This window comes from Nonomuraea sp. NPDC049504, from assembly GCF_040676845.1.
GTDB classification, from domain to species: Bacteria; Actinomycetota; Actinomycetes; order Streptosporangiales; family Streptosporangiaceae; genus Nonomuraea; species Nonomuraea salmonea.
This window is the reverse complement of sequence record NZ_JBFAPT010000016.1, coordinates 108,419-134,844: the sequence shown is the minus strand read 5'-3', so window position 1 is coordinate 134,844 and position 26,426 is coordinate 108,419. Positions and strand designations below refer to the sequence as shown.

Annotated in this window: 27 protein-coding genes and 1 pseudogene; 14 read left to right on the top strand and 14 right to left on the bottom strand. The window is 72.6% G+C overall.

The genetic code is table 11. The features are described from left to right. The first annotated feature begins 316 nt into the window (after positions 1–316). Positions 317–688 (top strand): cupin, encoded by a 372-nt coding sequence (locus AB0K28_RS28925; RefSeq protein WP_364376157.1) that lies wholly within the window; start codon positions 317–319, stop codon positions 686–688. Positions 689–1,248: 560 nt separating this feature from the next. On the opposite strand, the gene AB0K28_RS28920 is transcribed toward AB0K28_RS28925, so the two are convergent. Further along, positions 1,249–1,704 carry a MarR family transcriptional regulator gene (locus tag AB0K28_RS28920; protein ID WP_364376154.1) on the bottom strand — a complete coding sequence of 152 codons (456 nt, stop codon included), beginning with the start codon at positions 1,702–1,704 and terminating at the stop codon, positions 1,249–1,251. A gap of 86 nt (positions 1,705–1,790) precedes the next feature. Here AB0K28_RS28920 and AB0K28_RS28915 point away from each other — a divergent pair, with 86 nt between their 5' ends. After that, entirely contained in the window at positions 1,791–2,306 is a 516-nt protein-coding gene (locus tag AB0K28_RS28915) for an SgcJ/EcaC family oxidoreductase (protein WP_345403812.1), read from the top strand. A gap of 38 nt (positions 2,307–2,344) precedes the next feature. On the opposite strand, the gene AB0K28_RS28910 is transcribed toward AB0K28_RS28915, so the two are convergent. The 3 genes from AB0K28_RS28910 to AB0K28_RS28900 form a co-directional block, all read right to left on the bottom strand. After that, the gene (locus AB0K28_RS28910) at positions 2,345–2,761 is read right to left on the bottom strand and encodes a nuclear transport factor 2 family protein (protein WP_345403809.1); all 417 of its coding nucleotides are present in this window, start codon (positions 2,759–2,761) and stop codon (positions 2,345–2,347) included. Positions 2,762–2,808: 47 nt separating this feature from the next. After that, on the bottom strand, positions 2,809–3,438 hold the full coding sequence (locus AB0K28_RS28905) for an isochorismatase family cysteine hydrolase (protein WP_345403806.1): 630 nt from the start codon (positions 3,436–3,438) through the stop codon (positions 2,809–2,811). Positions 3,439–3,550: 112 nt separating this feature from the next. Continuing rightward, positions 3,551–4,492, bottom strand: coding sequence for an aldo/keto reductase (locus AB0K28_RS28900; RefSeq protein WP_364376150.1), 942 nt, complete (start codon positions 4,490–4,492; stop codon positions 3,551–3,553). Positions 4,493–4,582: 90 nt separating this feature from the next. Between AB0K28_RS28900 and AB0K28_RS28895 the strand changes: the two genes are divergently transcribed. Next, positions 4,583–5,179 carry a TetR/AcrR family transcriptional regulator gene (locus AB0K28_RS28895; protein ID WP_364376147.1) on the top strand — a complete coding sequence of 199 codons (597 nt, stop codon included), beginning with the start codon at positions 4,583–4,585 and terminating at the stop codon, positions 5,177–5,179. Between the two features lie 23 nt (positions 5,180–5,202). On the opposite strand, the gene AB0K28_RS28890 is transcribed toward AB0K28_RS28895, so the two are convergent. Continuing rightward, entirely contained in the window at positions 5,203–7,482 is a 2,280-nt protein-coding gene (locus tag AB0K28_RS28890; protein WP_364376144.1) for a glycogen debranching N-terminal domain-containing protein, read from the bottom strand. Here AB0K28_RS28890 and AB0K28_RS28885 point away from each other — a divergent pair. The 6 genes from AB0K28_RS28885 to AB0K28_RS28860 all read left to right on the top strand — a co-directional run bounded on the left by AB0K28_RS28885 (position 7,448) and on the right by AB0K28_RS28860 (position 12,215). Next, positions 7,448–8,353: a substrate-binding domain-containing protein gene (locus AB0K28_RS28885; protein WP_364376141.1), complete on the top strand. Its 906-nt coding sequence runs from the start codon at positions 7,448–7,450 to the stop codon at positions 8,351–8,353. The two genes, AB0K28_RS28890 and AB0K28_RS28885, sit on opposite strands and share 35 nt — an antisense overlap. Beyond that, a complete protein-coding gene (locus AB0K28_RS28880; RefSeq protein ID WP_364376138.1) occupies positions 8,350–9,570 on the top strand; it encodes an extracellular solute-binding protein in 1,221 nt (406 codons plus the stop codon). The genes AB0K28_RS28885 and AB0K28_RS28880 overlap by 4 nt, the downstream gene beginning before the upstream one ends. Before the next feature lie 5 nt (positions 9,571–9,575). Next, positions 9,576–10,559 carry a sugar ABC transporter permease gene (locus AB0K28_RS28875; protein WP_364376135.1) on the top strand — a complete coding sequence of 328 codons (984 nt, stop codon included), beginning with the start codon at positions 9,576–9,578 and terminating at the stop codon, positions 10,557–10,559. After that, complete coding sequence (locus tag AB0K28_RS28870; RefSeq protein ID WP_364376132.1) at positions 10,556–11,362, top strand: carbohydrate ABC transporter permease; 807 nt, start codon at positions 10,556–10,558, stop codon at positions 11,360–11,362. The genes AB0K28_RS28875 and AB0K28_RS28870 overlap by 4 nt, the downstream gene beginning before the upstream one ends. 62 nt (positions 11,363–11,424) lie before the next feature. Beyond that, entirely contained in the window at positions 11,425–12,012 is a 588-nt protein-coding gene (locus tag AB0K28_RS28865) for a helix-turn-helix domain-containing protein (protein WP_364376129.1), read from the top strand. A gap of 20 nt (positions 12,013–12,032) precedes the next feature. After that, on the top strand, positions 12,033–12,215 hold the full coding sequence (locus AB0K28_RS28860) for a hypothetical protein (protein WP_364376126.1): 183 nt from the start codon (positions 12,033–12,035) through the stop codon (positions 12,213–12,215). Positions 12,216–12,226: 11 nt separating this feature from the next. Here AB0K28_RS28860 and AB0K28_RS28855 read toward each other — a convergent pair whose 3' ends face one another. After that, the gene (locus AB0K28_RS28855) at positions 12,227–12,799 is read right to left on the bottom strand and encodes a TetR/AcrR family transcriptional regulator (RefSeq protein ID WP_364376123.1); all 573 of its coding nucleotides are present in this window, start codon (positions 12,797–12,799) and stop codon (positions 12,227–12,229) included. 133 nt (positions 12,800–12,932) lie between these two features. Between AB0K28_RS28855 and AB0K28_RS28850 the strand changes: the two genes are divergently transcribed. Both AB0K28_RS28850 and AB0K28_RS28845 read left to right on the top strand, forming a co-directional pair. Beyond that, the gene (locus AB0K28_RS28850; RefSeq protein WP_345403769.1) at positions 12,933–13,958 is read left to right on the top strand and encodes an aldo/keto reductase; all 1,026 of its coding nucleotides are present in this window, start codon (positions 12,933–12,935) and stop codon (positions 13,956–13,958) included. Between the two features lie 8 nt (positions 13,959–13,966). Further along, positions 13,967–14,833, top strand: a complete 867-nt coding sequence (locus AB0K28_RS28845; protein ID WP_364376119.1) for an LLM class flavin-dependent oxidoreductase — start codon at positions 13,967–13,969, stop codon at positions 14,831–14,833. 4 nt (positions 14,834–14,837) lie between these two features. Here the strand turns inward: AB0K28_RS28845 and AB0K28_RS28840 are convergent, their stop codons facing one another. The 5 genes from AB0K28_RS28840 to ureA form a co-directional block, all read right to left on the bottom strand. Then, entirely contained in the window at positions 14,838–16,229 is a 1,392-nt protein-coding gene (locus AB0K28_RS28840) for a HAMP domain-containing sensor histidine kinase (protein WP_364376116.1), read from the bottom strand. 107 nt (positions 16,230–16,336) lie between these two features. Beyond that, entirely contained in the window at positions 16,337–17,947 is a 1,611-nt protein-coding gene (locus AB0K28_RS28835; protein WP_364376113.1) for an amidohydrolase, read from the bottom strand. Continuing rightward, the gene (locus AB0K28_RS28830) at positions 17,947–19,227 is read right to left on the bottom strand and encodes an MFS transporter (RefSeq protein WP_364376110.1); all 1,281 of its coding nucleotides are present in this window, start codon (positions 19,225–19,227) and stop codon (positions 17,947–17,949) included. Before AB0K28_RS28830 ends, AB0K28_RS28835 begins: the two co-directional genes overlap by 1 nt. Positions 19,228–19,239: 12 nt before the next feature. Beyond that, a complete protein-coding gene (locus AB0K28_RS28825; RefSeq protein WP_364376107.1) occupies positions 19,240–20,883 on the bottom strand; it encodes an urease subunit alpha in 1,644 nt (547 codons plus the stop codon). After that, positions 20,880–21,443, bottom strand: coding sequence for an urease subunit gamma (gene ureA, locus AB0K28_RS28820; protein ID WP_364376104.1), 564 nt, complete (start codon positions 21,441–21,443; stop codon positions 20,880–20,882). Before ureA ends, AB0K28_RS28825 begins: the two co-directional genes overlap by 4 nt. A gap of 90 nt (positions 21,444–21,533) precedes the next feature. On the opposite strand from ureA, the gene AB0K28_RS28815 reads away from it, so the two are divergent. After that, positions 21,534–22,682: a helix-turn-helix domain-containing protein gene (locus tag AB0K28_RS28815; protein WP_364376101.1), complete on the top strand. Its 1,149-nt coding sequence runs from the start codon at positions 21,534–21,536 to the stop codon at positions 22,680–22,682. Between the two features lie 39 nt (positions 22,683–22,721). Here the strand turns inward: AB0K28_RS28815 and AB0K28_RS28810 are convergent, their stop codons facing one another. Next, entirely contained in the window at positions 22,722–23,138 is a 417-nt protein-coding gene (locus AB0K28_RS28810; RefSeq protein ID WP_364376098.1) for an SPW repeat protein, read from the bottom strand. 143 nt (positions 23,139–23,281) lie between these two features. Between AB0K28_RS28810 and AB0K28_RS28805 the strand changes: the two genes are divergently transcribed. After that, positions 23,282–24,322, top strand: coding sequence for an iron-containing redox enzyme family protein (locus AB0K28_RS28805; protein ID WP_364376095.1), 1,041 nt, complete (start codon positions 23,282–23,284; stop codon positions 24,320–24,322). Positions 24,323–24,342: 20 nt separating this feature from the next. Here the strand turns inward: AB0K28_RS28805 and AB0K28_RS28800 are convergent, their stop codons facing one another. After that, entirely contained in the window at positions 24,343–25,080 is a 738-nt protein-coding gene (locus AB0K28_RS28800) for a class I SAM-dependent methyltransferase (RefSeq protein WP_364376092.1), read from the bottom strand. Between AB0K28_RS28800 and AB0K28_RS28795 the strand changes: the two are divergent. Further along, positions 25,031–25,345 (top strand): annotated as a pseudogene (locus AB0K28_RS28795) (hypothetical protein); the annotation flags it as partial. The gene AB0K28_RS28800 and the pseudogene AB0K28_RS28795 sit on opposite strands and share 50 nt — an antisense overlap. Here the strand turns inward: AB0K28_RS28795 and AB0K28_RS28790 are convergent. Next, positions 25,309–26,397 carry a glycosyltransferase gene (locus AB0K28_RS28790; protein WP_364376089.1) on the bottom strand — a complete coding sequence of 363 codons (1,089 nt, stop codon included), beginning with the start codon at positions 26,395–26,397 and terminating at the stop codon, positions 25,309–25,311. The pseudogene AB0K28_RS28795 and the gene AB0K28_RS28790 sit on opposite strands and share 37 nt — an antisense overlap. Positions 26,398–26,426: the final 29 nt, after the last annotated feature.

Below are 26,426 nucleotides of genomic sequence, written 5' to 3'. Positions count from 1 at the left end.
CGATCGTCAGGATGGCGGCATGAGCCGAGAACCGGAGACGTCCGTCCCGCTGATCGCCCAGCACGACTTGAGCGGCCCGGTCACCGCCCATGGGACCCGAGCGGACGTACAAGGGACGCGAACGAAGGTCCGACAGGCCAGAGGGGGTGTGCCAGAGGCCAGAGCGAGTGGGCGAGAAGCCGGGGCAGGTGTGCGAGAGGCCCGAGCGGATGGGCCGGAAGCTCGGGCGGCTGGGCGGCGGGCCGGGCGTCGGGTGCCTGGGGGCGAGCGGGAAGCGCCGACCGGGTCTGGGCTGGACGACGAGGGTGGTGTCCCGGTGGCGGTGACGCCGTTCGACCTGCTGATGTCGATCGTTCGCCTGAGCGCGAGCGGCGAGATCCACGCCGGCCGGAGAAGCGTCGATCGGGACGGCTGGCGGCTGCGGGTCTTCCACGCGAAGACCGCCACCGACGTGCACGGCGGCCGCTGGGAGCTGCACCCGGAGGCCGACGAGCTCGTCTCCTGCATCGTCGGCAAGATCCGCCTCTACCTGCGCGGGGAAGGGCGGGGTGAGGAGGAGGTCAAGCTGTGTGCGGGCACCGCGGCGATCGTCCCGCGCGGCCGGCGCCACCGCATCGCCCTGGACATCCCGAGCATCATCCTGACCGCCACTCTCCCACCCGCCAACCGCCTGGCCCAACCCGCCTGACATCCCGAGCAGCGGCCTGGACCGGCGCGCCCGAAGCGACCAGTGACCAGTCCCACCGAAGGAGCAGCCGCAGGGCACGGCGCACCCGAGAAGTCACCAGGCGACCGCCAGGGCGAGAGGGGTCGCGTCGCCGGGCGTAAGTGGGGTGGCCAGGGTGATGGGGAGGTGGGCCATGAAGCGTGGCTCGGTGCCTCGGTGTTCCTGGGCGGCGTGGACGGTGAAGGGGTGGACGATGCAGGCGGCCGTACGGGGCGGTGGTCCGGCGTACACGTCGCCGTTTCGCGCTGCATCTGACCGTCGAGGACGGGCTGATCACGCGCTATCACATCTACGAGGACAGTCTGACGGTCACCCGCGCCCTCGACGGCGCGTGAACGCCCTGGACGCCCTGGACGCCTCAGTTCGATGCACTGGCGCACTGCCCACTGGCGCGCTGGGCCCACTGCCGGACTGGCGTGCTGCCGGACTGGCGTGCTGCCGCCCGACTGCGGCGCCTGGGCAGGGCGTTGGAGCGCGGCCCTCGCCAGGGCCTCCCGGCCGCACCCACCGCCCGCACCGGGTCAGGGGCCGGTGCGCAGCTGCTCGGCCGCCTCCTCGTAGGCCCGGGCGGCCCGGCGGAAGTAGTCGTAGAGCACGTCGAGCTGATCGTCGTTGTATCCGGCGAGGATGTCGCCGACCTCGCGCCGCGCGGCGGCCATGACCTGGTCGAGCTGGGCGGGCTTGCCGATGGGCTCGACGATGACCTTGCGCCGGTCGTCGGGGGCGGGCACGCGGCGCACGTAACCGGCCTGCTCGAGCCGGTCGATGAGCCGGGTGGTCGGCCCGGTGGTCAGGCCGGCGCGGGCGCCCAGCTCGCCCGGCGTCAGGGGGCCTGCCAGCTCAAGGATGTTGAGCGCGTACAGGTCTGTGGCGCCCAGGCCGCACGCGCGCGCACTGGCGTGGCCGTGCAGCAGGACGGCGCTGAGGTAGCGGCGGTAGACGCGGCCGGCGTCGGGGCGTTCGCGTGGGGTTGACACGGGCTCCCTCGATTCCTAATCTCTTCCTCAGTGAAGAGAAATCTTCAGAGAAGAAACTTCTCGGAAGAAGCTACCATGGGAGAGCCATGACCACCACTGCCGCCACCACTGCCGCCACCACTGCCGCCACCACTGCCGCCACCACCGACGTCACCACCGACGAGACCGCCATCCTGGGCGTGCTCCGGAGCAGCCAGGACGCCTGGAACCGCGGCGACGGCGCCGCCTACGGCGCCTGCTTCACCGCCGACGCCACCGATGTGACGTTCGCCGGCACGGTCTATCGGGGCGGCGCCGAGATCGGGCGCGCCCACCAGGCCCTGTTCGACAGCTACCTCAAGGGGACGTGCCTGGTCATGGAGATCCTCGACGTCCGCCGCTACGGCTCCGGCACGGCCGTCGTGGTCACCCGCGGCGAGGTCGTCAAGGGCACGCCGGGGAAGCTGGGCAAGCTGGCCACGTACACGCTGGTGCGCGACGACGCCGGCCTCTGGCGCATCGCCGCGGTGCAGAAGACCAAGCACAAGCCGCTGATGGAGGCGGTGTCCTTCAAGCTCCAGCCCGCCACCCGGCCCGCCGCCCAGGCGGCGGACGCGCGCTGAGCGGCGCGCGGTCAGGACGTGCGCTGAGCGGCGCGCAGTCAGGACGTGCGCCACACCCCGTTCAGCGGTACGCGGTGCACGATCAGCTTGCGGTGGCTGATGCGCCAGCCGTGCTCGCCGCGCACGACCGTGTCCTCGTACGTGAGGCTGCCGGTGGTGCCGTCGGCCCGGACGCCGAGGCCCTTCGAGCGCGCGTGCACGAGCCCGTCGGCCCGCTCCGCCAAAATGATGTTGGTGACGTGGTGCCCGATCGGGTTCCCCTCGCCGAGGGCCAGGCCGGCGGCGGCCAGGGCCTCGACGCCGTGCAGTTCGCCGCCGCCCACGTCGCTCACGTCATAGACCACGTCGTCGGTGAACACCTCGCCGAACCGGTCGAGCTCGCCGCTGTCGCACAGGTGACCGTGCAGGTTGATCAGGTCGGTGATGGCGCAGCGGTCGTCGTGACTGAGGGGCATGGACGTCCTTTCCCGTGTACGGAACGCCGCCCCACTCTGCCACCTGGTCAGGCCGCGGTCACCCCGAGACCGGCCACCAGCTCGTCCGTGGTGAGGATGGCGTGGGCGTACGTGGGGCCGTTCAGCTCGTGGGCGGCGTGCATCATCTCGGGGCTGAACGCCGCCGTCGCGTCGCGCACCAGCGTGACGTGGTAGCCGAGCTCCATGGCGAAGCGGCCGGTCGACTCCAGGCAGGTGTTGGCCAGCACCCCGATCAGCACGACGTGGCTGATGCCGTGCTGCTTGAGCTGGAAGTCGAGGTCGGTGTTGGCGAAGCCGCTCTGCGCCCAGTGCTCGTGGACGACGATGTCGCCCGGCTGGGGCCCCAGATCGGGGTGGAACTCCCCGCCCCACGTCCCGCGCGCGAACGAGTGCCGCTCCATGATGCCGCGCTGGGTCGGGTTGGGGTGGTCCCAGCTCTCGTAGTCGCCGGGCTGCCAGCGGCGGTGCGGCACGATCAGCACCTGCACGCCGGCCCCGCGCGCGGCGGCGGTCACCGTGCGCAGGTGGTCCACCAGCCCCACCTTCGTGGCCACGGGCGCGAGCCTGGGCCACAGCTTGCCGCCCTCGGACATGAAGTCGTTGTACGGGTCGACCAGCAGGACCGCCGTGCGGCGGGGATCGTAGGTGCGGCTCACGGCGTGCTCCTCCGCGTACAAGGGACGGCGCAACAGCCCGCACCTACCCCGCCGACCCGCACGTCCGCCTCCCGTCCAGGTCAGCGTCGCGCCAAACCCCCTTGACCCGCGATCAGCCGAGCAGGATGTCCGTGGTCTGCGACGGTACGGCGTCCAGCGCGGCGAGGGTCTCCTCGTCGAAGGCGACGGCGCCGGCGGCGGCGTTCTCCTCCAGGTGGGCGGCCGTCGCGGTGCCGGGGATGAGCAGCACGTTCGGCGCGTGCCGCAGCAGCCAGGCCAGGCCGATCTGGGACGGAGTGCGCCCGAGCCGCGCGGCGGCCTCGGTCACGGCCGGCTGCTCCACCACCTTGGGCATGCCGGGGAACGCGCCCCCGAGCGGGAAGTACGGTACCCACGCGATGCCCTCGGCGGCGCAGAGCGCGAGCATCTCCTCGAAGTCCCGGCCGACGAGGCTGTAGGCGTTCTGCACGCAGGCGATGCCGGCCGGAAGCGCCCGGCGCAGCACGTCGAGCGAGACGGCGCTCAGCCCGATCGCGCCGATCTTGCCCTCGTCGCGCAGCTCGGTCATCACCGCGAGCTGGTCGTCGAGGTCCACCACCTGGGGGCCGGTGGCGCGGATGCCGGGGCCGACGTCGAGCCTGCGCAGGTTCACGACGGGGATGCGGTCGAGGCCGAGCGACTTCAGGTTCTCCTCGACGCTCGCGCGCAGTTCCCCGGGACGCTGGGCGGGGCGCAGCGGCAGGGGGCCGCCGGGGTCGCTGACGGCGCCGACCTTGCTGACGATCACCACGCCGTCCGAGGGGCGCAGCGCCTCGCGGAGCACGTCGTTGACGAAGCCGGCGCCGTAGAAGTCGGCGGTGTCGACGTGGTCGATGCCCAGCTCGACGGCGCGGCGCAGCAGCGCGACGGCGGCGGCGCGGTCGTCGCGCAGGCGTTCGAGCTGCATGGCGCCGTAGCCGACGCGGGAGACGGTAAGGTCACCGAGCAGGCCGGGACCGCCGGGGCGCGGGGCTCCGGTGGCCGTGACGTCGGAGGAAGAGGTGCCAGTGGACATCAGGAGTACACCGTCCTTCGGACAATGACGACAGAAAGCGGAGGACCCTCCGCCACGAACGACCCTAGCACTATCGGAGGTGCCTCCGCTTTGGCTTCCCCGAGTTCTTCCGAACCTCCCGCCGCCGGACGGCCCGTTCGCGCGCACGCGCGGCGCAACCGCGAGAACCTGCTCGCCGTCGCCCGCGCCGCCTTCGCCACCGCCGACGGGCCCGTCTCGCTCGAAGGCATCGCCAAGCAGGCCGGAGTCGGCATCGGCACGCTCTATCGCCACTTCCCCACCAGGGAGGCGCTGGTCGAGGCCGTCTACTCGGCCGAGCTCGACGACGTGACCGGCTGCGTGCCCGACCTGCTCGCCGAGCATCCGCCCGAGGTCGCGATACGGGTGTGGATGGAACGCTACGGCGCGTTCGTCTCGACCAAGCGGGCCATGCTCGACACGCTGCGCACCGGCTGGGCCTCAGGACGGCTCGCCACGCCCACCACCAGGGAACGCATCACCGCCGCGATCGGCGCGATCCTGAAGAGCGGGGCGCGGGCGGGCACGCTGCGCGGGGACGTCGAGGCCGACGACGTCACCTCGATGATCCTGGGCGTGTTCCTGTCCACGGCGGCCGGCGACACGTGGGACCGGATGGACCGCCTGTTCGACCTCCTCCTGGACGCCCTCCAGCCACGCCAGGGGTAACCGCCGCTTCGGCGGGCGTAGGTTCAGCCCCGGATGAGGGGGATGCCCTGCGGGAGGCCCGCGACCTGGGCCTTGCCCGATCCGTCCACCGCCACGTCCACGGAGGCGCCCGCCACCCGCAGCCCGCGCACCGACAGCGCACCGAGCGGGGCTCCGGGCAGCGGACGCAGGACCGCCCTGCCCGCCGGCACGTCGGGGTACAGGCCGGTGGCGGCGTGCAGAATCGCGATCGCGGCCGCCGCCGACCACGCCTGGGGACGACAAGCCGCCGGGTACGGCACCGGCCGCCCCATGAGCTCGCGGTCATCCCCCGCGTGCAGCTCAGGCAGCCGATACCCGAACGCCTCCGCCGCGGCGAGCAGCCCCTCGGCGAGCTCGGCGGCCAGCCCGCCGAGCTGGCTGGACAGGGTGGTGCGGGCGAGGGCGGTTATGACGATGGCGGTGTCGTGGGTCCAGACGGAGCCGCAGTGGTACGACAGAGGGCTGAAACCGGCGTCGCCGCTGGACATCGTCCGCAGACCGAAGGCGCCTGACATCGCAGGATCGCCCAGCACGGCGGCGATGCGGAGCTCTTCGTCGGGGGTGAGGATGCCGGTGCCGAGGAGGTGGCCGATGTTGCTGGTCAGGGCGTCCACCGGGCGTTTGTCCCGGTCGAGGGCCAGTGCCGGGTGGCCACCGTCCACCCAGAACGCCGCCCGGAACCGTTCGGCCAGCCGGCCCGCGTAGTCGCGCCACCGCTCGGCGCCGGGCCGTCCGTACGCGTCCAGCAGCGCCGCCCCGGCCATCGCGGCCTCGTACGCGTAGCCCTGGACCTCGACCAGGGCGATGGGCGGCTCGGCGCGGGAGCCGTCGTGGCAGCGCACGGCGTCGCCCGAGTCCTTCCAGCCCTGGTTGGCCAGGCCGCTCCCGCTGGTGTCGATGTACTCGAGGAACCCGTCCCCGTCCGCGTCGCCGTGGTCGGCGAGCCAGCCGAGCGCCGCCTCCATGGCGGGCAGCAGCGCGGCCACCTCGCCGTCGGGCAGGCCCCAGCGCCAGGCGTCGTGCAGGAGGGTGATCCAGAGGGGGGTGGCGTCGATGGTGCCGTAGTAGGCGGCGGGCAGGCGCAGCCGGTTGGCGTGAAGGGCGAACTCGTGGCGGCGCAGCTCGTGCATGATCTTGCCGGGCGCCTCCCCTGAGGCGGGGTCGAGCTTCGTGCCCTGGCGGCGGGCCAGCACGCGCAGGGTGCCCGCGGCCAGGTCGGTGCCGAGTGGAAGCAGCATGCGAGCAGCCCAGATGCTGTCGCGGCCGAACAGCGTCAGGAACCACGGGACGCCCGCGCCCAGGAACGTGTCCTGCGGCGCGCCGGTCTCGGTGAGCCGCAGGGATTCCAGGTCGTCGAGGGACTGGCGGGCCAGGCGTACGAGGCGGGCGTCATCTGCCGAGACTTGCGGCCTGCTCCACTCGCGAGCCCCGGACGGCGCCGCGACCACCGCCTCCGGATCCCGCACATCAACCCACCACCGGAGAGTCACCCGCTCCCCCGGCTCAACGGCAACCCGCCAAAGCACCGTCTCCCCGCTCATCTCACCATCGGCCCGCACCCAGACCCGAATGCCCCTGTCCCCCCAAACCACGCCCTCACCCACCTCGACCCCGACGGAGGAGGAGGTGGAGGAGGCGGACGAGACCGGAGAGGCGGAGGGGGCGGCGGACCCCAGCCCCACGGCCGGCGCGGAAGCCGAAGAAGCAGGGGCGGAAGGGGCGGAGGGAGCGGCGGGTCCCAACCCAGCGGAGGGGTCGGGGGATCCCGGCCTGATGGGGGCGAGGGGGGTGGTGGTGTCGCCGGATTTCACCGCCTCTATCGGGGCGAGGTCGCAGCCCAACCGAAGCGTGACCGTGCAGGTGACGGGGGTGGAGGCGGTGGAGGCGACGGTGATCTCCTCGGACATGGAGCCCGGCGTCACGTGGCGGACGCGGTCGATTCGCACCGTCGGGTCGGGGGTGGGGTCGCCGAGCCGGCGGGCCAGCGCGACGAAGCGGGAGACCCCGGGACCGAGTACGGCGTGCGCGACGGCCTCCGGCTCGCGGCCGTCGATCAGCAGCCCGGCCTGGGAGAGCACCCGCGCGTCCGCGTGGAAGAGCCCCTGCACACCGGCCGGCCTGATCTGGCCATCGGCGCCGCTGAGCGCGGTCGTCGGCGCCATGACGGTGCTGACGAGGTCGTGCAGCAGCGAGGCAAAGGTGACGATCGCCGATGTGGCGCGGCACGCCGGCGTGTCCCGCCAGACGGTGTCGAACGTCCTGAACTCCCCCGAGGTCGTCAAGGAGGAGACCCGGCAGCGCGTGCTCGCCGCCGTGGAGTCCCTCGGCTACCGGGTGAGCGCCGCCGCCAGGCAGATGCGGACCGGCCGGTCCAGGCTGCTCGCCGTACGGATCGAGACGACCCAGGACGGCATGAACGTCTTCGACCGCTTCCTGCACGGCCTCACCGAGTCGGCGGCCAGGTCCGGCTACCGCGTGCTGCTCTACACCGCCACCGGCGACGAGAACGAGATCGAGACGTTCGACCAGCTCCTCGGCGAGTTCGAGCCGGACGGTTTCGTGCTGACCAGCACCCACCACGGCGACCCGCGCGCGGCCTGGCTGGCCGAGCGGGACCTGCCGTTCGTCAGCTTCGGCCGGCCGTGGGGCGCCTCGGAGGCGACGCACCCCTGGGTGGACGTGAACGGCGCCGCCGGCACCGAGGCGGCCACCCGCCACCTGATCGACGCCGGCCACTGCAGGATCGGCTTCATCGGCTGGGAGCCCGGCTCCGGCGTGGGCGACGACCGCCGTACCGGCTGGTCGAGGACGCTCGGCGCGGAAGGGCTGGACACCGGCCTCGCGCTGGAGACGGACGGTTCGCCGGCCGCGGGCAGGGCCGCCGCGCTGGAGCTGGTGGAGCGGGGGGCCACCGCGCTGGTGTGCGTCAGCGACTCGGTGGCGCTCGGCGCGCTGCAGGTCACGCGGGCCGTCGTCGGGTTCGACGACACCCCGGTGGCCGCCGCCGTCGGGCTGACCAGCCTCGGCCAGCCGCTCGCCGAGGCCGCCGCGCGCTGCGTCGAGCTGCTGACCGACCGCCTGTCGGGCCGGCCCACCGCGTCTCATGTGCTGCTCAGTCCCACCCTGGTCATCCGGAAGGACCCCCGTCCATGAACAGACTCGTGATCCCCGTCGCGGCCGCCGTGCTCCTGTCCGCCACCGCCTGCGGCAGCGGCTTCGACGACCGGCAGGCGGCGCAGCAGCAGCAGCAGAGCGGCGGCCCGGCCGAGCTGCAGGTCCTGATGGCCTCCTCCGGCGACGCCGAGACGAACGCGGTCAAGGAGGCGGCCGCGGCGTGGGCCAAGACCACCGGCGGCAGCGTCGTCGTCACCCCCGCCCAGGACATCCACCAGCAGCTCGGCCAGGCGCTGGCGGGCAGCAACCCGCCCGACGTGTTCTACGTGGACGCCGCCCGCTTCGCCGACTACGCCAGCGTCGGCGCGCTGGAGCCGTACGCCGACAAGATCTCCGACAGCGCGGACTTCTACCCGAGCCTGCGGGAGACGTTCACCTACGACGGCCGCTTCACCTGCGTGCCGAAGGACTTCTCCACGCTCGCCCTGATCGTCAACGACGACCTGTGGAAGAAGAACGGCCTCACCGAGGACGACATCCCGGCCACGTGGGACGAGCTGACCGCCGTCGCGAAGAAGATCAAGGGCGTGACGCCGCTGACGTTCAGCGACACGCGGGACCGGGTCGGCGCGTTCATGGTGCAGGCGGGCGGCTGGATCACCGATGGCGAGCAGGCCACCGGCGACAGCCCCGAGAACCTCAAGGCCCTCGAGTACGTCAAGGGCCTGCTCACCGGCGAGCAGGCCCAGTACGCCAAGGCGCTCGACGCCGAGTGGGGCGGCGAGGCGTTCGGCAAGGGCAAGGCGGCGATGACGATCGAGGGCAACTGGATCAAGGGCGCGATGCAGGCCGACTATCCGGGCGTCGCGTTCTCGGTGCACGAGCTGCCGGCCGGGCCGGAGGGCAAGGGCACGCTGTCGTTCAGCAACTGCTGGGGCATCGCCGCCAAGTCGAGGAACAAGGCCGCGGCGATCAGCTTCGTGGAGGCGATGACGAAGACCGACCAGCAGCTCGCCTTCGCCAAGGCGTTCGGCGTGATGCCGTCGAGGGCCTCGGCCAAGGACGCCTACCTCAAGGAGTTCCCGGGCGACGCCGCCTTCGTCAACGGCGCCGACTACGCCCAGGGCCCGGTGAACGCCCCCAAGATGGACAGTGTCCTGTCCGACTTCGACGCGAACCTGCAGCAGCTGGCCACCAAGGACCCGAAGGACATCCTGGCCCGGCTGCAGAAGAACACGCAGAGCGCGCTGGGCTGACCGCCATGCGCAGCCGTACCAGGGAGAACCTCGCGGGCTGGTTGTTCGTGGCGCCGGTCGTGGTGATCCTCGGGTTGTTCCTGCTGCTGCCCATCCTGATGGCGCTCTGGGTGAGCCTCACGGGGTGGAACGGGCAGGGCAGCCCGTTCCGGGCGGGCGTGCCGTTCGTCGGCACGGACAACTACGCCCGGCTGTTCACCGAGGACGGGCTGGCCCGCGAGGACTTCATGACCAGCATCCGCAACAACCTCTATTACGTGGCCGCGGTCGTGCCGCTGCAGACGGCGCTCGCGCTGTTCCTCGCGCTCGTGGTGAACAAGCGCAGGACGTTCTTCCGCACCGCCTTCTACTTCCCCTCGGTGACCAGCTCCGTGGCGATCAGCGTGGTGTTCCTGTTCATCTTCAGCAACTCGGGGGCGGTCAACCAGCTGCTCGCGTTCCTCGGCATCGACGGGCCGCAATGGTTCTCCGACCCGCGCGGCGTGATCCAGCTGCTGGTCGGCGACCCGCCGGCCGCGCTGACCGAGCACGGCCTGCTGGGGCTGACCTGGTGGGACTGGCTGTCGGGGCCGAGCGTGGCGATGTGCGCGATCATCGTGCTGGTGGTGTGGACGACGTCGGGGACGTTCATGCTGATGTTCCTCGCGGCGCTGCAGAACATCCCGAGGACGCTGGACGAGGCCGCCACGATCGACGGGGCCACCCGGGCGCAGCGGTTCTGGCGGGTGACGCTGCCGATGCTGAAGCCGGCCATGTTCCTGGTGCTGACTCTGGGGCTGATCGGCACGTGGCAGGTGTTCGACCAGATCTACGTGATGAGCCAGGGCGATCCGGCCAAGACCACGCTGACGCCGGCGTTCCTGTCGTACCGGACGGCCTTCCGCGACTTCGACTACGGCGCGGGCACGGCGATCTCGTTCGTGCTCTTCCTGATCATCGTGCTGCTGACGTTGTTCCAGCGGTGGGTCATGAGGGAGCGCAAGGCATGAGGCGCGTCGTCCTGATCGTCTTCTCGGTCGTCTTCATCTATCCGTTCGTCATCCAGGTCGCGAACTCCTTCAAGACCGATCCCGACGCCGCCGCCAACCCTTTGTCGCCGATCCCCCACCCGGCCACGCTGTCGGCCTTCGAGCGGGTCTTCCTCGGCACGGACCTGCCGATCTGGCTGGGCAACTCGCTGCTGGTGACCGTGGTGGTGACGCTGGGGCGGGTGCTGCTGGACTCGATGGCGGGCTACGCGCTGGCCCGGCTGCGTTTCCGGGGGCGGTCGGGGCTGTTCGCGGCGGTGATCGCGGTGATGGCAGTGCCGGGGGTGGTGCTGTTCATCCCGAAGTTCCTGGTGCTGAACCAGCTCGGTATGTACGACTCATACCTGGCGTTGATCCTGCCCCTCGTCGCGGACGCGACCGGCGTGTTCGTCATGAAGCAGTTCTTCGAGTCGGTGCCGCGCGGCGTCGAGGAGGCGGCCCGCATCGACGGCGCCGGCACGTTCCGGGTCTTCTGGTCGGTGGTGCTGCCGATGTCGCGGCCCGCGCTGATCACGCTGACGATCCTGTCGTTCCAGGGCTCGTGGAACGAGTTCCCGCACACGCTGGTGGCGGTGCAGGACCCGGCGTTGTTCACGCTGCCGCGTGGCCTGGCCGACCTGGTCAGCGGCTCGCTCGGCGGCGGCACCCAGTTCCCGCTGAAACTGGGCGCGGCCCTGCTCGCCACCATCCCGGTCGCCGTGATCTTCGTTCTCTTCCAGCGCCACTTCATCCGCGACGCCAACGAGGGCGCCGAGAAGGGTTAGATACACAAAGGTATTTGCGAAAATTTCTTGTGCAACTCTCTTGGTGCATCTACCGTGGGGGTATGGCCAGGAAGAACGTACGCCACGTCAAGGATCTCGAGACGGTCAAGGCGCTCGGGCATCCGCTGCGCATGCGCCTCTACCGGGCGCTGATGGTGACCCAGCGCGCCACCGCCTCCCAGCTCGCCGAGCAGGTGGACGAGGCGGTGTCACTGGTCAGCTACCACCTGCGCAAGCTGGCCGCGCACGGGCTCATCGAGGAGGCCGAGCAGGGCAGTGCGGACGGGCGCGAGCGCTGGTGGCAGGCGGCGGTCAGCGGGGTCAGCACCGAGGACGTCGACTTCAGGGACGCCCCCGAGAGCGAGGGCGCCTACGTCGCCCTGTCCCGGCTGGCGGCCAGGCAGCGCCACGAGCTGTACCAGAGCTACCTCGACACCAAGTCCGCCTGGCCCGACGAGTGGCGTGACGCCTCGTTCAACTCCGAGTACCTGCTCTCGCTCACCCCTCAGGAGCTCGTCGGGCTCAGGACGGAGATGAACGAGCTGCTCAAGAAGTGGGAGGCGCGCAGTGACGCCGCCCGTGAGGCCGGCGAGCGCGAGGGTCGCGAGCACGTCGCCGTGCACACGGCGGGCTTCCCGTTCCGCCCCTGACGACGACCCCGGAGGTCGCCATGCATCCAGACCTGCATCTGTACGTAGAGCGAGTACGCGCCCGCGAACTGCGCCAGGAAGCCGAGCGGCACCGCCTGGCCGGATCCCCCTCCGCCACCGGAGCCCTGGAGGAGCGGCTCGGATGGGTGCTCGTGCGCGCGGGGCTGCGGCTGCTGGAGCGCCACGCGCCCGCCCCGTACTGATCCCCCGCCGGTCAGCGTTCGCGCAGGCCGGCGATGAGGAGGGCGACCATGCGGCGGGCGTCGTAGGCGCCCTCCTTGCCGGCGCCGACGCAGAGGTTGCCGACGCCGCGCATGAAGCTGAGGGCGTCCATGCCGGGCTCGGTCTGGCCGGCGTCGGCGGCGGCATCCAGCAGGCGGGCGCAGACCGGGACGAGCCGGTCGATGAAGTACGCGTGCAGCGACTGGAACGAGGCGTCCTCCGACTGCATCGCCTCGGCCAGGCCGTGCTTGGTGACCAGGAAGTCCACGAAGAGGTCGATCCAGTTCGCCAGCGCGTCGTACGGCGTGGGCCCGGCCGCCAGCAGGTCGGGCCCCGCCGCCGCGCACGCCTCCACCTGGTGCCGGTAGACCGCCACGATGAGGTCGGCGCGCGTCGGGAAGTGCCGGTAGATGGTGCCGACGCCGACCCCCGCCCTGGCGGCGATCTCGCGTACGGGCACGTCGACCCCTGAGGCGACGAAGGCCGCGGCGGCCGCGTCGAGCAGCGCCTTCTCATTCCGTCTCGCGTCGGCCCGCTTCTTCGGGGCTGCCTGTGACCCGGCCACTGTGCTGCTACCTCCACCATGCCGCTAGACAAACGGAACAGCGTTCCGTATCGTGTTTAACGGAACGCGGATCCGCTTTCAGGATGCCAGAAGCGCGGCCGCCGGACAAAGCCGCCGCGCACGTGGAGGAGACATGACCATGCAGTACCGCGCCCTGGGCCGCACCGGCGTCCAGGTCAGCACGCTCGCGCTCGGCGCGATGAACTTCGGCGCCATCGGCCGCACCACCCAGGACGAGGCCACCGCCATCATCGATGCCGCGCTGGAGGCCGGCGTCAACGTCATCGACACCGCCGACTGGTACAGCGGCGGCCAGTCGGAGGAGATCGTCGGCAAGGCCATCGCCGGCCGCCGCGACGACATCGTGCTGGCCACCAAGGCCACCATGCCGATGAGCGAGGCGCCGAACCACCAGGGCGGCTCGCGCCGCTGGATCGTCAGGGCGCTGGACGACAGCCTGCGCCGCCTCGGCGTGGACCACGTCGACCTGTACCAGATGCACCGGTGGGACCCCACGACCAGCGACGAGGAGACGCTGTCGGCGCTGACCGACCTGCAGCGGGCGGGCAAGATCCGCTACTTCGGCAGCTCGACGTTCCCCGCGTACCGGATCGTGCAGGCCCAGTGGGCCGCCCGCGAGCACCACCTCAGCCGGTACGTCACCGAGCAGCCCAGCTACTCGATCCTGCAGCGCGGCATCGAGGCCGACGTCCTGCCCGTCGCGCAGGAGTACGGGCTCGGCGTGCTGGTGTGGAGCCCGCTGGCCTCGGGGTGGCTGTCGGGCGCGATCCGCGCGGGCCGCGCGGCGGACACGCACCGCTCGTCGGTGCTGCCGGAGCGCTTCGACCCGGCGCTGCCGTACAACAGGGCCCGGCTGGAGGCGGTCGAGCGGCTGGCCGGGGTCGCCGACGCGGCGGGCCTGACGCTGATCCAGCTCGCGCTCGGCTTCGTGACCGCGCACCCCGGCGTGACCGGCGCGCTCATCGGCCCGCGCACGTTGGAGCACCTGAAGGCGCAGCTCGACGCGGCGCGGACCGTGCTGTCGCAGGACGTCCTGGACGCCGTCGACGAGATCGTCGCGCCGGGCACCGACCTGGCCGCGCACGAGAAGTTCGACACCCCGCCCGCGCTGCTCGACCCGTCCCTGCGACGCCGATGAGCAGCCCCGTGAACCGGACGCGGTTCGGCATCATGACCGCTCCCATGCAGGTCGGCTACGAGGACGTCCTGCGGGTCTGGCGGGAGGCCGACGGCGTGCCGGAGATCGAGCACGCCTGGCTGTTCGACCACCTGCTGCCCATCCAGGGCGACATCAACGGGCCGATCCACGAGGGCTGGACGCTGCTGTCGGCGCTCGCCGCCCGGACTCACCGGCTGCGCCTCGGCCTGCTGGTGACCAGCAACAGGTTCCGCCCGCCGGCCGTCCTGGCCAGGATCGCCGCGACCGTGGACATCGTGTCGGGCGGCCGGCTCGACTTCGGCATCGGCGCGGGCTCGCGGCCCGGCCATCCGCTGGCCCGCCGCGAGTACGAGGCGCACGGCCTGCCCTTCCACGACTTCCGTCACTCCGTGGAGAGCCTGGCCGAGGCGTGCACGGTGATCCGGCGGATGTGGAGCGAGAGCGAGCCGTTCGACTTCCACGGCTCGCACGTCACGCTGACCGGGGCGTACTGCAATCCGAAGCCCGTGCAGCGCCCGCACCCGCCGATCCTGCTCGGCGGGCGTTCTGCGGCGCTGCTGCGGGTGGCCGCCGAGCACGCCGACCTGTGGAACATCCCCGGCGGCGACATCGACGACGTCGTCCGCCGCAGCGCCCTGCTCGACCGCTACTGCGCGGAGGTCGGCCGCGACCCGGCCGCGATCACCCGCTCGATCCACCTGCCGGTCTCCTACGACCGGCCCGGCGCCACCAGGCAGGCCGTCGGCGAGGCGGCGGCCGCGGGCTTCCACCACGTGGTGCTCGGGCTGCCGGCGCCGTACCCGGAGAAGGTGGCCCGCTGGGTGGCGGACGAGCTGATCACGCCCTCGCTCTGACGGCTCAGCCGGGTTCGTGCTCGCCGGCCAGCGGCAGCCGCAGGACGAAGCAGGGGCCGCGCGGGCTGTCCTCGATGGTCAGGTCGCCCTCGTGCGCCTGGGCGATCGCGCGGGAGATGGCCAGGCCGAGCCCGCTGCCCGCGGGGTCGCGCCTGCGGCCGGCGGCCAGCCGGACGAAGGGCTGGAAGACCTGCTCGCGCTCCTCTGGCGCGATGCCCTCGCCGTCGTCCCAGACGCTCAGCACGGCCTCGTCGTCCTCACGGGCGACGCTCACCTCGATCGCGCCGCGGGTGTGCCGCTGGGCGTTGACCAGCAGGTTCGTCAGCACCTCCGTGAGCTGGGTCCTGTTGCCCCACACGCGGGGCGAGTCGTGGACGACCAGCACGGGCCGGCAGGGGCCCGGCAGACTCCCGGCCTCCTCGCGGACGAGGTGGCCCAGGTCGACCCGCTCGGCCTGCTGCGGCGACGACGTGCGGATCCGGGTGAGCAGCAGCATCTCGTCGATGATCCGCTGAAGGCGGTCCACGCTGCCGAGCGCCCCCCTGATCGTCTCCTCACGATCGGCGTCGGGGTACGTCACCGCCTCCTCCAGCCGTATGCGCAGCCCCGCCAGCGGGGTGCGCAGCTCGTGGGAGACCATCGAGGAGTAGTGGCGCTGCTGGCTGACCGCCTCCTGGAGCCTGGCCAGGGTCCTGTTCACGGTACGCGCGAGTGAGGCGATCGCGTCGTCGCCCGGCGGCGCCGGCACCCGCAGGCCGAGGTCGGTGACGGTGATCTCGGCGATCCTGGCCCGCATCTCCTCGACCGGGCGCAGCGTGCGGCGGATGAGGAGGGCGGCCAGGCCGGTCAGCAGCGTGGTGCCGGTGAGGACGGCGGCGGCCAGGCCCAGCTCCAGGTCCCAGCCGGCCAGGAGGGCGGGCTCGGGGCGGCCGGCGTACACGACGTGGGAGGCGCCGCCCCACAGCTCCTCCTCCTGCGGCGACGGCCGGTAGGCGGTGAACATGACGCAGCCGTCCCGCGTGCACTCCTTGCCGTGCTGGATGCGGTCGTCGGAGTTCGGCCACAGGGTGCTCATGGGCGGGCGGCCCTCGGCGTCGCGGCTGGCCTGCACGACGTGGCCGGTGGCGTCCACGAGCTGGAACAGGCTGACCTCGGGCGTGGTCACGGGCTGCGGGGTCGAGGTGCCCATGGCGCCGATCCACTCGGTGGCCGCGCGCTGGGTGCTCGCGTACACCTCGCGCTCGATCCTGCCGCGGACGATCAGGTCCACGGCGACGGCCACCCCCGTGAGGCTCGCCAGCGACAACAGGGCGGTCACCAGGACGAGGCGGGCCTGCACCGAGAGGCGGCCGGGACGCAGGAGCCCCGGCGTCAGGGGCCCCGGACGATGGGGCATCGTCCACCTCCCCGCTCGCCTCACTCCTCAGTGGCCATGTTTCCAACTAGGGGTTCACGGGGAGCCAATGGCTTTGCAAGCGGCGGGTCATAGGTGTCGAAATCGGGTCAACGCACGTCGTGCACCAGCCGCCCGCCCACCGCCGTGGCGATCACGGTGATGTCCCTGATCGTGGCCGGATCGACGGCCAGCAGGTCGTCGGAGAGCACCGCGAAGTCCGCCAGCCTGCCCCGGCCGAGCGTGCCCTTGAGGTGCTCCTCGTGCACCGCGTACGCCGAGCCCTCGGTGTACGCGCGCAGCGCCTGTCCGGGCGTCAGCGCCTCCTCCGGGTTGAACGGCCGCCCGCCCGCCGTGACCTGGTTGACCAGGTCGTGGATGCCGAGCAGCGGCGCGCCCGCCACCACGGGGCAGTCGGAGCTGCCCGGCAGCACGATGCCCGCCCCCAGGAACGAGCGCTGCCGGTAGCAGCCGCGGGCCCGCTCGGGGCCGAGCGCGTCCAGCATGCCGTCGCCGATCTCGGAGATGAACCGGCCCTGCGGCACCGGGATGACGCCCAGCTCGGCGAGCCTGGCGACCTGGGCGTCGCTGGTGACCGCGCAGTGCTCGATGCGGTGCCTGGCGCCGGGGCGCGGCGTGCGGGCCTGGGCTTCGGCGTAGGCGTCGAGCACGACGTCCACGGCGGCGTCGCCGATGGCGTGGGTGGCGATCTGCCAGCCGGAGTCGTGGGCGCGCAGGATGAAGCCGCGCAGCGCCGCCGCCTCCTCCTGCAGGAAGCCCCGGTTGCCCGGCTCGCCCGCGTAGTCGCAGCACATGGCGGCGGTGCGGCCGATCAGCGAGCCGTCGGAGAACAGCTTGACCGGCCCGATCCGCAGCCACTCGTCGCCGAACCCGGAGCGTACGCCGAGGTCGAGCCCGAACTCGGCGTCCACGTCGTGCAGGTTGGGCGAGCCCGGCATGAGCGTGGCCCGCTGCGGGAGCAGGCCGCGCCGGATCGCGTCCTGGAAGCCGGCCACGTCCCAGCGGCCGTTGCCGGCCAGCCCGACGCCCACGCCCGGCTCGGTGAAGCTGGTCAGTCCCTCGGCGGCGGCGGCCCGGCCGGCCAGCGCGATGCCCTCCACGAACTCCTCGTGCGCGAGCGGCCGCAGCACCCGCAGCGCGAGGTCCTGGGCCTGCTCGGCGAGCAGCCCCGTGGGCAGCCCGCGCTCGTCGCGGCCCACGAAGCCGCCGGGCACGTCGGGCACGTCCTCAAGGGAGGGGAAGCCCATGAGCGCGAACGCCGCCGTACTGGCGACGCCCATGTGGCCCGAGGTGTGCTGGAGCCAGACAGGGCGGCCTGCCGCGGCCTTGTCGAGCGCCTCGCGGTCGGGATGGGCGCCGCCCAGCTTGTTCTGGTCGTAGCCGCCGCCGCGGATCCACGCGCCGGCGGGGAACTCGGCGGCGCGCTCGGCGACCCGTGCGTACAGCTCGTCGAGGCTGGTCACGCGCACGTCCAGCTCGCGCAGCCGCTGGCCGCGCATGCTGAGGTGGTGGTGGGCGTCGTTGAAGCCGGGCACGACGGGAGCGCCGCCCAGGTCCACGACCGTCCCGGCGCTCGCGCCATCGAGCTCCTCGTCCAGCCCGGCGATCCGGCCGTGCAGCACACCCAGGCGGGTGGCGTACGGCCGGTCGCGGTCGAGCGTGGTGAAGCGGCCGTTGACGAACAGCGTGTCGAGACGCATCAGACCTCCAGGGGTTCCCGCGCGGCCGCCGCGCTCCTGCGCTGCAGGGCGGCCACGCAGGCCATGGTGAGCAGGATGATGACCAGGTACTGGGCGACGACCGCCCAGATGGTGCCGGTCGAGGTGAGCAGCGCCTGCGCGATCATCGGGGCGGTGCCGCCGATGAGGGCGCCGCACAGCTGGTACGCCAGCGAGATCCCGGTGTAGCGGACCCGCGCCGGGAACGCCTCGGCGAGGAACCCGGCCAGCGCCGCGTACGACATGCCGCCGAAGACGATGCTCAGCGCCAGCCCCAGCGTGGCGAGGACCGGCGAGCCGGTGCCGACCATGGCGAAGGTGATCGGCGTGCACACGATGAGCGCGGTGAACGCGATCAGCATGAAGCGGGCGGCGCCGTAGCGCTGGCCGAGCACCGCGCCGAGCGGCTGGGTGACGAACTGGGTGATCGCCACGATGAGCAGCACGTCCAGCATCGTGCTCTGGGCGATGCCGAGGTCGGTGGTGGCCCAGGACAGGATGAAGGTGTTGGTGAAGTACGCCGACGCGATGCCGACGCCGCTCGCGCCGATGCCGAGCAGCACCAGCGGCCACGCCGTGCGGAAGACCTCGGCGACCGGCAGCTTGGCCACCTCGCGCCGCTCCTGCATGCGGGTGAACTCCGGCGACTCCTCCACCCGCAGCCGGATGACCAGGCCCACCACCAGCAGCACGGCGGAGCACAGGAACGGGATGCGCCAGCCGTAGGACAGGAACGCGTCCTCGGGCAGCGTGCTGACCAGCGCGAACATGCCGGTGGCGAGGATCGACCCGGCGGGCGAGCCCTGCTGGGCGAAGGCGGCGTAGAAGATGCGCTTGGGCCCCGCGTGCTCGGCGGCGATCAGCACCGCGCCGCCCCACTCGCCGCCGACCGCGATGCCCTGCACCAGCCGCAGCGTCGCGAGCAGCACCGGCGCCAGCATGCCGACCTGCGCGTACGTGGGCAGCACGCCGACCAGCGTGGTGGCACCGCCCATCAGCAGCAGGGTGACGACGAGCGTGCGCTTGCGGCCGATGCGGTCGCCGAGGTGGCCGAAGACGACGCCGCCGAGCGGCCTGGCCAGGAACCCGACCCAGAAGGTGGCGAAGGAGGCCATCACGCCGGCGGCGGGGCTGACGTCGGGGAAGAACAGCCTGCTGAAGACGAGGGCGGAGGCGGTGCCGTAGATGTAGAAGTCGTACCACTCGATGGAGGTGCCGACGAAGGACGCGATGCCCGCGCCGCGGGCGGTGGTGGAGCTCATACGGGGGGATTCCTAAGCGAAGTGGTGGAGCTGGGCGAGCGGCACCTCGGTGGCGGGGGCCATGCTCGCCGCGGTGCCGTCCACGAGGACGGGCCCGGGTTCGCGCGGCACCTCGACCCGAGGAGTCGCCATATTTCGGCACATGTCGTGTCGGGTGAGGCCGCGGGCGTGCCGGATCGCCGCGTACCGCAGACCGCGCGGCAGGGCGTCCCTGCTGTCGGCCGAGTCGAGCGCGTCGTGCGCGACGAAGATCCGCGACAGCAGCGCGGGCGCGTCGCCGAGGCCGCCGAAGTACGGCCGGTAGACGCGCGGCTGGGTGAGCCGGGTGGAGCCCGACCCGCTGCCGGAGACGCCGTGCGCGACGAAACCACCCTTGATCACCAGCTCGGGCTTGCTGCCGAACCATCCCGGCTGCCAGAGCACGATGTCGGCGAGGCGGCCGGGCCGCAGCGTGCCGACCTCGTGGGCCAGGCCGTGCGCGACGGCCGGGTTGACGGTCAGCTTGGCCAGGTAGCGCAGGATCCGCGTGTTGTCTCCCACCGCTTCGCCGGCCCCGGCGGCCAGGGCGTTGAGGTGGGCGACCTGCCACGTACGCCGCACGGTCTCGGCCACCCGGCCCATCCCCATCGAGTCGGAGTTGACGATGCTGATCGCGCCGAGGTCGTGCAGCACGTTCTCGGCCGCGATGCCGTGCTCCCTGACCCGGCTGCGGGTCACCGCCACGTCGCTGTCGATGTGGTGGTTCTGCCGGTGCACGGTCATCGTCATCGGGAACAGCTCGCCCGCGGTGTTCGTGGTGTAGGGCAGCGTGGGGGTGGTGGAGGAGGGCAGCACGTGCGGTTCGGAGAGGATCTCCAGCAGGTCGGGATGCCCGCCGCCGCCCTCCACGTGGTACGCGTGCACGGTGCGCCCGCGCGTCGCCGCCACCGTGTCGGCCAGGTAGCCCGACTCGTTCATGGAGTCCGAGTGCAGCGCCACCGGCAGGTCCGCCTGCTCGGCCACGCCGAGGCAGGTGTCGATGACCCGCGGCGTCGCCCCGAAGTCCTCGTGGATCTTGAAGCCGCCGGCGCCCGCCAGCACCGCCTCCTCCAGCAGCCGCTGCGAACTGGACGAGCCCCTGGCCAGGAACGCCACGTTGAGCGGGGTGCCGCGCCAGGCGGCCATCAGCGTGTGCAGGTTGTGCGCCGGGTTGACGCCGACGTCCCAGACGCCGCCGAGTCCCATGCCGACCACGGTCGTCACGCCGGAGGCCAGCGCGGCGGGCGCGATCTCCGGCGAGGACAGGTGCACGTGCGAGTCCACGACGCCGGGCGTGGCGATCAGGCCCTCCCCCGGCACGATGGCCGTGTGCGAGTCGATGATCGCGCCCTCGACCGGCACGACCCGGCCGTCCTTGACGCCGATGTGCGTCTTGCGCACGCCGAGCACCGGGTCCATCAGCACGACCCCGGCGACCACCAGGTCCAGCGCGGACTCGCGGTCGCCGCGCGGGCTGGCCAGCAGCCCGTCGCGCAGCGTCTTGCCGCAGCCGCCGAGCAGCTCGTCGCCGTGCGGCACGTCGTCGGCCTCCACCTCGGCCCACAGGCAGGTGTCGCCGAGCCTGATCAGGTCACCGGTGGTCGGGCCGTAGATCGCGTTGTACGTCTCGCGCCTCATGACGTGATGACCTCCACCTCGACGGTCTCGCCCGGCGGGAAGGCGGTGGCCGTGCCGGCGGGGATGGCGAGCCTGAGCCCCTCCGGCTCCCTGTCGAAGGACAGCGCCGCGTTGACCTCGCCCAGCGGGAAGTGCGAGGAGACGTAGACCGTGCGCTCGCCCCGGTTGGTGACGCGCAGGGTGCCGCGCTCGCGGCCGGCGTTCAGCTCGACCTCGCGCGGCAGCGGCCGGACCGCGCCGGGTCCGTCCTGCTCCGGCGGGCCGATCGGGGCGTCCACGGCCACCAGCGCGGTGCCGTTCGGGAACAGGGCCTCGACCTGGACGTGGGTGACGAGCGCGGGGACGCCGTCCATCACGTCGCCCGGGCCGAGCACGGCCTTGGCGCCCTCGATGACCTCGGGCAGCGTGGCGCCGTCCCAGGCCAGTTCGAGTATCTCGTCGCAGATCAGGGCGATGGCCTCGGGGGCGTTGAGCCTGCGCCCTCGGGCGCGGCGGCGGCGGGCGAGCTCGGCGAGCGTGAAGATGGTCAGCCGCTCCTGCTCGCGAGGTGTCAGATGCAACGTCCAACCTCCCTTTCGCTCACGCTATGGCGAGGTCAGGGGGCCGACCAACGGCGATACGGTGCGTAAATGCGCGGCTAGATTGTGCATGTGACCAATGACGTGCTGGTCCGGCTGGCCAGGCGGTGCCTGGAGAGCTACGAGGACCTCATCGACGACTGGGCCGAGCAGGTCATGGCGATGGAGCCGTACGCGCGGGGCCTGGTCAGCCGCGAGGAGGTGCGCGAGGGGGCCAGGGTCGGGTTCGAGCTGATCCTGCGCCACCTGGCCGAGGGCAGGGTGCCGCCCGAGCAGCGCCCGCACTCCGAAAAGCTGGGCGAGCGGCGGGCCGGGCAGGGCGTGCCGCTGGAGTCGCTGCTGGCGGCGGCCCGGCTGGACGCCCGCGCGCTTTGGCACGGGCTGGTCGGGCTGGCCGCGCCCGGGGACGTCCCGGCGCTGCTCGAAGGGGCCAACCTGGTGTGGGAGGCGGTCGAGCAGCACAACACCGGCCTCATGACCGGCTACCAGCGGGCCGTGCTGGAGATGGGCAGGCAGCAGGAGGACGAGCGGCGCACGTGGTTCGCCCGGCTGATGGACAACGACGGGCGCAACCCCGACGTGGTCCGCGACGTGGGCCGGGTGCTCGGCTTCGACGTGCCCGCGCCGTTCGTGGCCGTCGTGGCGGCGCCCGCGTCGGGGGCGGCGCTGCGGGTGGCGGCGGGCGGGATGAGCGGGCTCGGGCTGCGTACGCACCGTCACGAGTCGCCGTCGGGCGACATCCTCGTCGTGCAACTGCCCTCCCGGGTGCCCGACCCGGAACGCCTGGTGCTCGACGCGCTCGCGCACGTGGCGTGCGGCCTGTCGCCGCGGGTGACGGGGCTGGCCTGGGTGCCCCACGCGGTGCGCCTGGCCTCGGCCACGGTCAGGGCCGGCGGCGCGGCGCCCGCGGGGCCGATGCGGCTGGAGGACCGGTGGCTGGAGGTGTTCGTCGCGCACAGCCCCGAGCTGGCCGCCGAGCTGGCGGAGCGGGTGCTGGGCCCGCTGGAGTCGATCGGCGCGGTGGAGCGGGAGCGGCTGCTGGAGACCGTACGCGTGCATCTGGCGGGCGACGGCTCGATCGCCGACACGGCCGCGGCGCTCTACTGCCACCGCAACACCGTCCAGCACCGCTTCGCCCGCTTCCGTGAGCTGACCGGCCGCGACGTGCGCGTGCCGGGGGACGCCGCCGTGGTGGCGCTGGCGCTGCGCGTCCGGGTGTGAGCGCATGAGAAGGGCCGGTCACACGGGCCGGCCCGGGTCTCATCGCCTCCTCGTCATGCTCATGCCGAGCGCGACCAGGCCGCAGATGAGGATGATCGCGCCGACGATCACGTTGGTGGTGATCGTGGTCGGCGTGTCCGCCTCTCCCCTGATCAGCCAGGGCGCCAGGATGGTCCACAGCCCGATGAGGGGCGCGACCCACGCGATCCCGTGCGTGCGCCCGTACGCCGAGCTGAAGCCCAGCGCGAGCACGGCCACGGCCAGCCCCGTGATCAGGTTGTTCATGGTCAATGACGTTATGCCGGTGAATCCGATGATCCACGGCGACAGCGCCAGGAACAGCCCGGCCACCAAGGTCAGCCCGTCCGCCAGCTGAACGGCCGGCTTGGCCGCGGCCACATCGTACTTCTCGCGCATGCTGATGATGTCGGGATGCCGCTCCATTTCGCGGGTCATCAGGGACATCACCTCCCCCGTTGCGAGCGGCGGGAGCCCTTCCCGTCGCCGCTCCCCACTACCCGGATTGAGGCCGGTCATACCTGCGGTTTGCCTGGTCAGAGGGTGGGAAACGACAAGGAGCCGACAGGAGGGGGGCGCTCGTGACAGCGGTCGACGCCATCGGGGGACACGCCCGTGAGAGAACCGGCGGGCCGGCGCCCGCGCTGCCCGCGCCGCGCGGGCCCGTCACCGCGCTGCTGTTCCGCCGCTTGGCCGGGGCACCCGACGGGCGGGCGCTGCACCTCGACGTGACCGGCGCCGACCTCGGCGACGCCGACTTCCAGCTCGCCCTGTTCGCCTGTTACGAGCTGCACTACCGGGGGTTCGCCGGGGTGGACGAGCGCTGGGAGTGGGATCCCGCGCTGCTGGCCGCCCGGGCCGTGCTGGAACGGCACTTCGAGGAACTGCTGGCGCGCGACGTCCCCATGCCGCCTCTGGAGGGGCCGCGGGACGTGCGGCGGGTGCTCACCGCGCTCGCCGCCGACGATCGCGGGCCGTCGGTGGCGGCGTTCCTGGCGCAGCGGGCCGGCCGCGAGCAGTTCCGCGAGTTCGTCGTGCACCGCTCGATCTACCACCTCAAGGAGGCCGACCCGCACACGTGGGCGATCCCGCGCCTGGCGGGCGGGCCCAAGGCGGCGCTGGTGGAGATCCAGGCCGACGAGTACGGCGGCGGCCGCACCGAGCGCATGCACTCCGAGCTGTTCCGCGCCACCATGCGCGGCCTCGGCCTCGACGACTCCTACGGCGCCTACCTCGGCCGCGTCCCCGGCATCACGCTGGCCATCTCGAACGCCATGTCGCTGTTCGGCCTGCACCGGCGGCGGCGCGGCGCACTCGCCGGGCACCTGGCGGCGCTGGAGATGACGTCCTCGCTGCCCAACCGGCGCTACGCGCAGGGGCTGCGGCGGCTCGGCGGCGACGCCGACACCGCGCGCTTCTACGACGAGCACGTCCAGGCGGACGCCGTGCACGAGCAGATCGCCGCCCACGACCTGTGCGCCGCCCTGGCCGCCGACGAGCCCGCCCTCGCCGGTGACATCGTCTTCGGCGCGGCCTGCGCGCTGGAGCTGGAGCGGTTGTGGGCGGGGTACGTGCTCACACGCTGGGAGCGCGGCGACACCTCCCTGTCCCGCCGCCCCTGACCCCGACCACCACGCGTTTCTCAGCCGGGCAGGCGGTACACCGACACGTGGTTGGTGCTGTCGTCGGTGAAGGGGCTGCGGGTCCAGTCGGCCCAGCGGTGCTCGCGCTCCATCCCCGCCAGCTGCGCCATCAGGTCCAGCTCGGCGGGCCAGGCGTAGCGGTGGTTGGCGGGCAGGAGGCGGACGCCGCCGGCGGTGAGCCGTACCTTGGTGGTGGCCATGAGCTGCTCGGCGGGCGAGATGCGGGCGGCCTCGGCGAGCACGACGTCCTCGCTCAGCGACAGCAGCCGCAGCGCGGAGCCGCGGCGGAAGGCGCCGGGGTCGGGCACCCACGCCTCCACCACGAACCTGCCGCCCGGCCGCAGGTGCGCGGCGGCGTTGCGGAAGCAGGCGACCTGCGCGGCCTGCGAGGGCAGCGCGTAGATGGTGTTCGTGGTGAGCGCCACCAGCGCGTACTCGCCCTCGACCCGCGTCGCCGAGAAGTCACCCACGGTGACCGGGATGTTCTCGCCGCCCGGCTTCTCGCGCAGGATCTCCACCATCTCCGGCGAGCCGTCGATGCCGGCCACCTGGTGCCCCCGCTCGGCCATCGGCACCGCCAGCCGGCCCGTCCCGATGCCGAACTCCAGCACGGGGCCGCCCTCGGCGAGCAGGCACAGCTGCTCGACGGTCGCCTCGGTCGGCAGGTTCCCGACGGTGACGTCGTAGATGTCGGCGATGCCGCGCCCGTACGCGGCCGGGTCGAACGCCGTCGTCATCGCCGCTCCCCCGCCCGGTTCCCGCCCGTCACACTCTGCTCACGTAGCTTCACGGCGGCAGTGCTACCCCGCAGGTCAGGGATCATTCCGGCATACCGCCGTGGCTCACGGGAACGTGGGGGGAATGTCGCAACACGGGGATGACGGGGACGATGTGGCCGCCGCGGTGACCGTGACGCCGTGCGAGGACGGGCCGCTGCTGGTCAGGGGGCCGTTCCGGCTGGTCACTCAGGACGGCGTGCCGATTCCCGCCGGACGTTCGACGGTCGCGCTGTGCCGGTGCGGGCGCTCGGCGGTCAAGCCGTTCTGCGACGGCTCGCACAAGGTCGCCGGGTTCCGGGCGGCGAGCGAGCCGGACCCGCCGGCCTGACGGTTCCTGCGCAGCCACCGTACGGAGTGGGCCGCCCGCCGCAGCCTGCGCCCCGCGTACGGGACGCCGCCCCGCAGCGCGGCGCACACGGCGAGCCAGCCGCAGGTGGCCCGCTCCAGCACCCACACGGGCGCGAACAGCGCCGACGTGCCGGGGAAGACGTGCCGTCCGCCCGCCCTGCGCCGCCCCGTCTCCGCCAGCGCGACGGCCAGCGCGGCGGCCGCCACCGGAGGCGCCCACCTGCCCCGCGACAGGCACCAGGCCAGCGCGGGCAGCACCGGCAGGAACACCGCCAGCCGGCCCGGCTGCGCCAGATCGTCGTAGGCCTGGCGGACCCGCTGGTTCCAGAAGCGGGCCTCGTCGGGCGGGAGCCGCCGCACGTACAGGTCGAGGGGGCGCAGCTCCCTGCCGCCGTGGGCGCGTACCGTGCGGATCAGCTCGAGGTTCTCGAACAGCACGTCGCCGTCGTAGCCGCCCATGCGCTCGAAGAACGCGCGGCGCACGCCGAACGTGCCGGGGTAGTCGGCGCCGAAGCTGCGGTTGAGCAGGGTGCGCGCGGTGTCCCAGCGGGCGTGCCAGGGCAGCTCGGTGAAGTGGTTCTGGGGGCGTACGAGGTCGGCGGCGATCAGCAGCGTGTCGATCCTGGCGAGCGTGTCACGGTCGTGGCGTACGTCGTCGTCGGCGATGACCACGTGCGGGGCGCGGGCCAGCCGCATGCCGGTGAGCACGCCGTTGACCTTGCCGTTGGCGTGGCGCAGGTCGGCGGCCGGGCGGACGTGCATGACCAGGCCGCGCCAGGCTTCGGCGTGCCGCTCGTACAGCGGGGGCGGCGAGCCGTCGACGACGATGACCGCGCCCACGTGGCGGGCCAGCGTGCGCAGGTAGGCGGTCAGCTCGTCCAGGCCGCGGTCGTCCTCCCAGCGCAGCGGGAGCACGTAGTCCATCATGGGCGGCGGCTGCCCGGGGAAGATCGGGT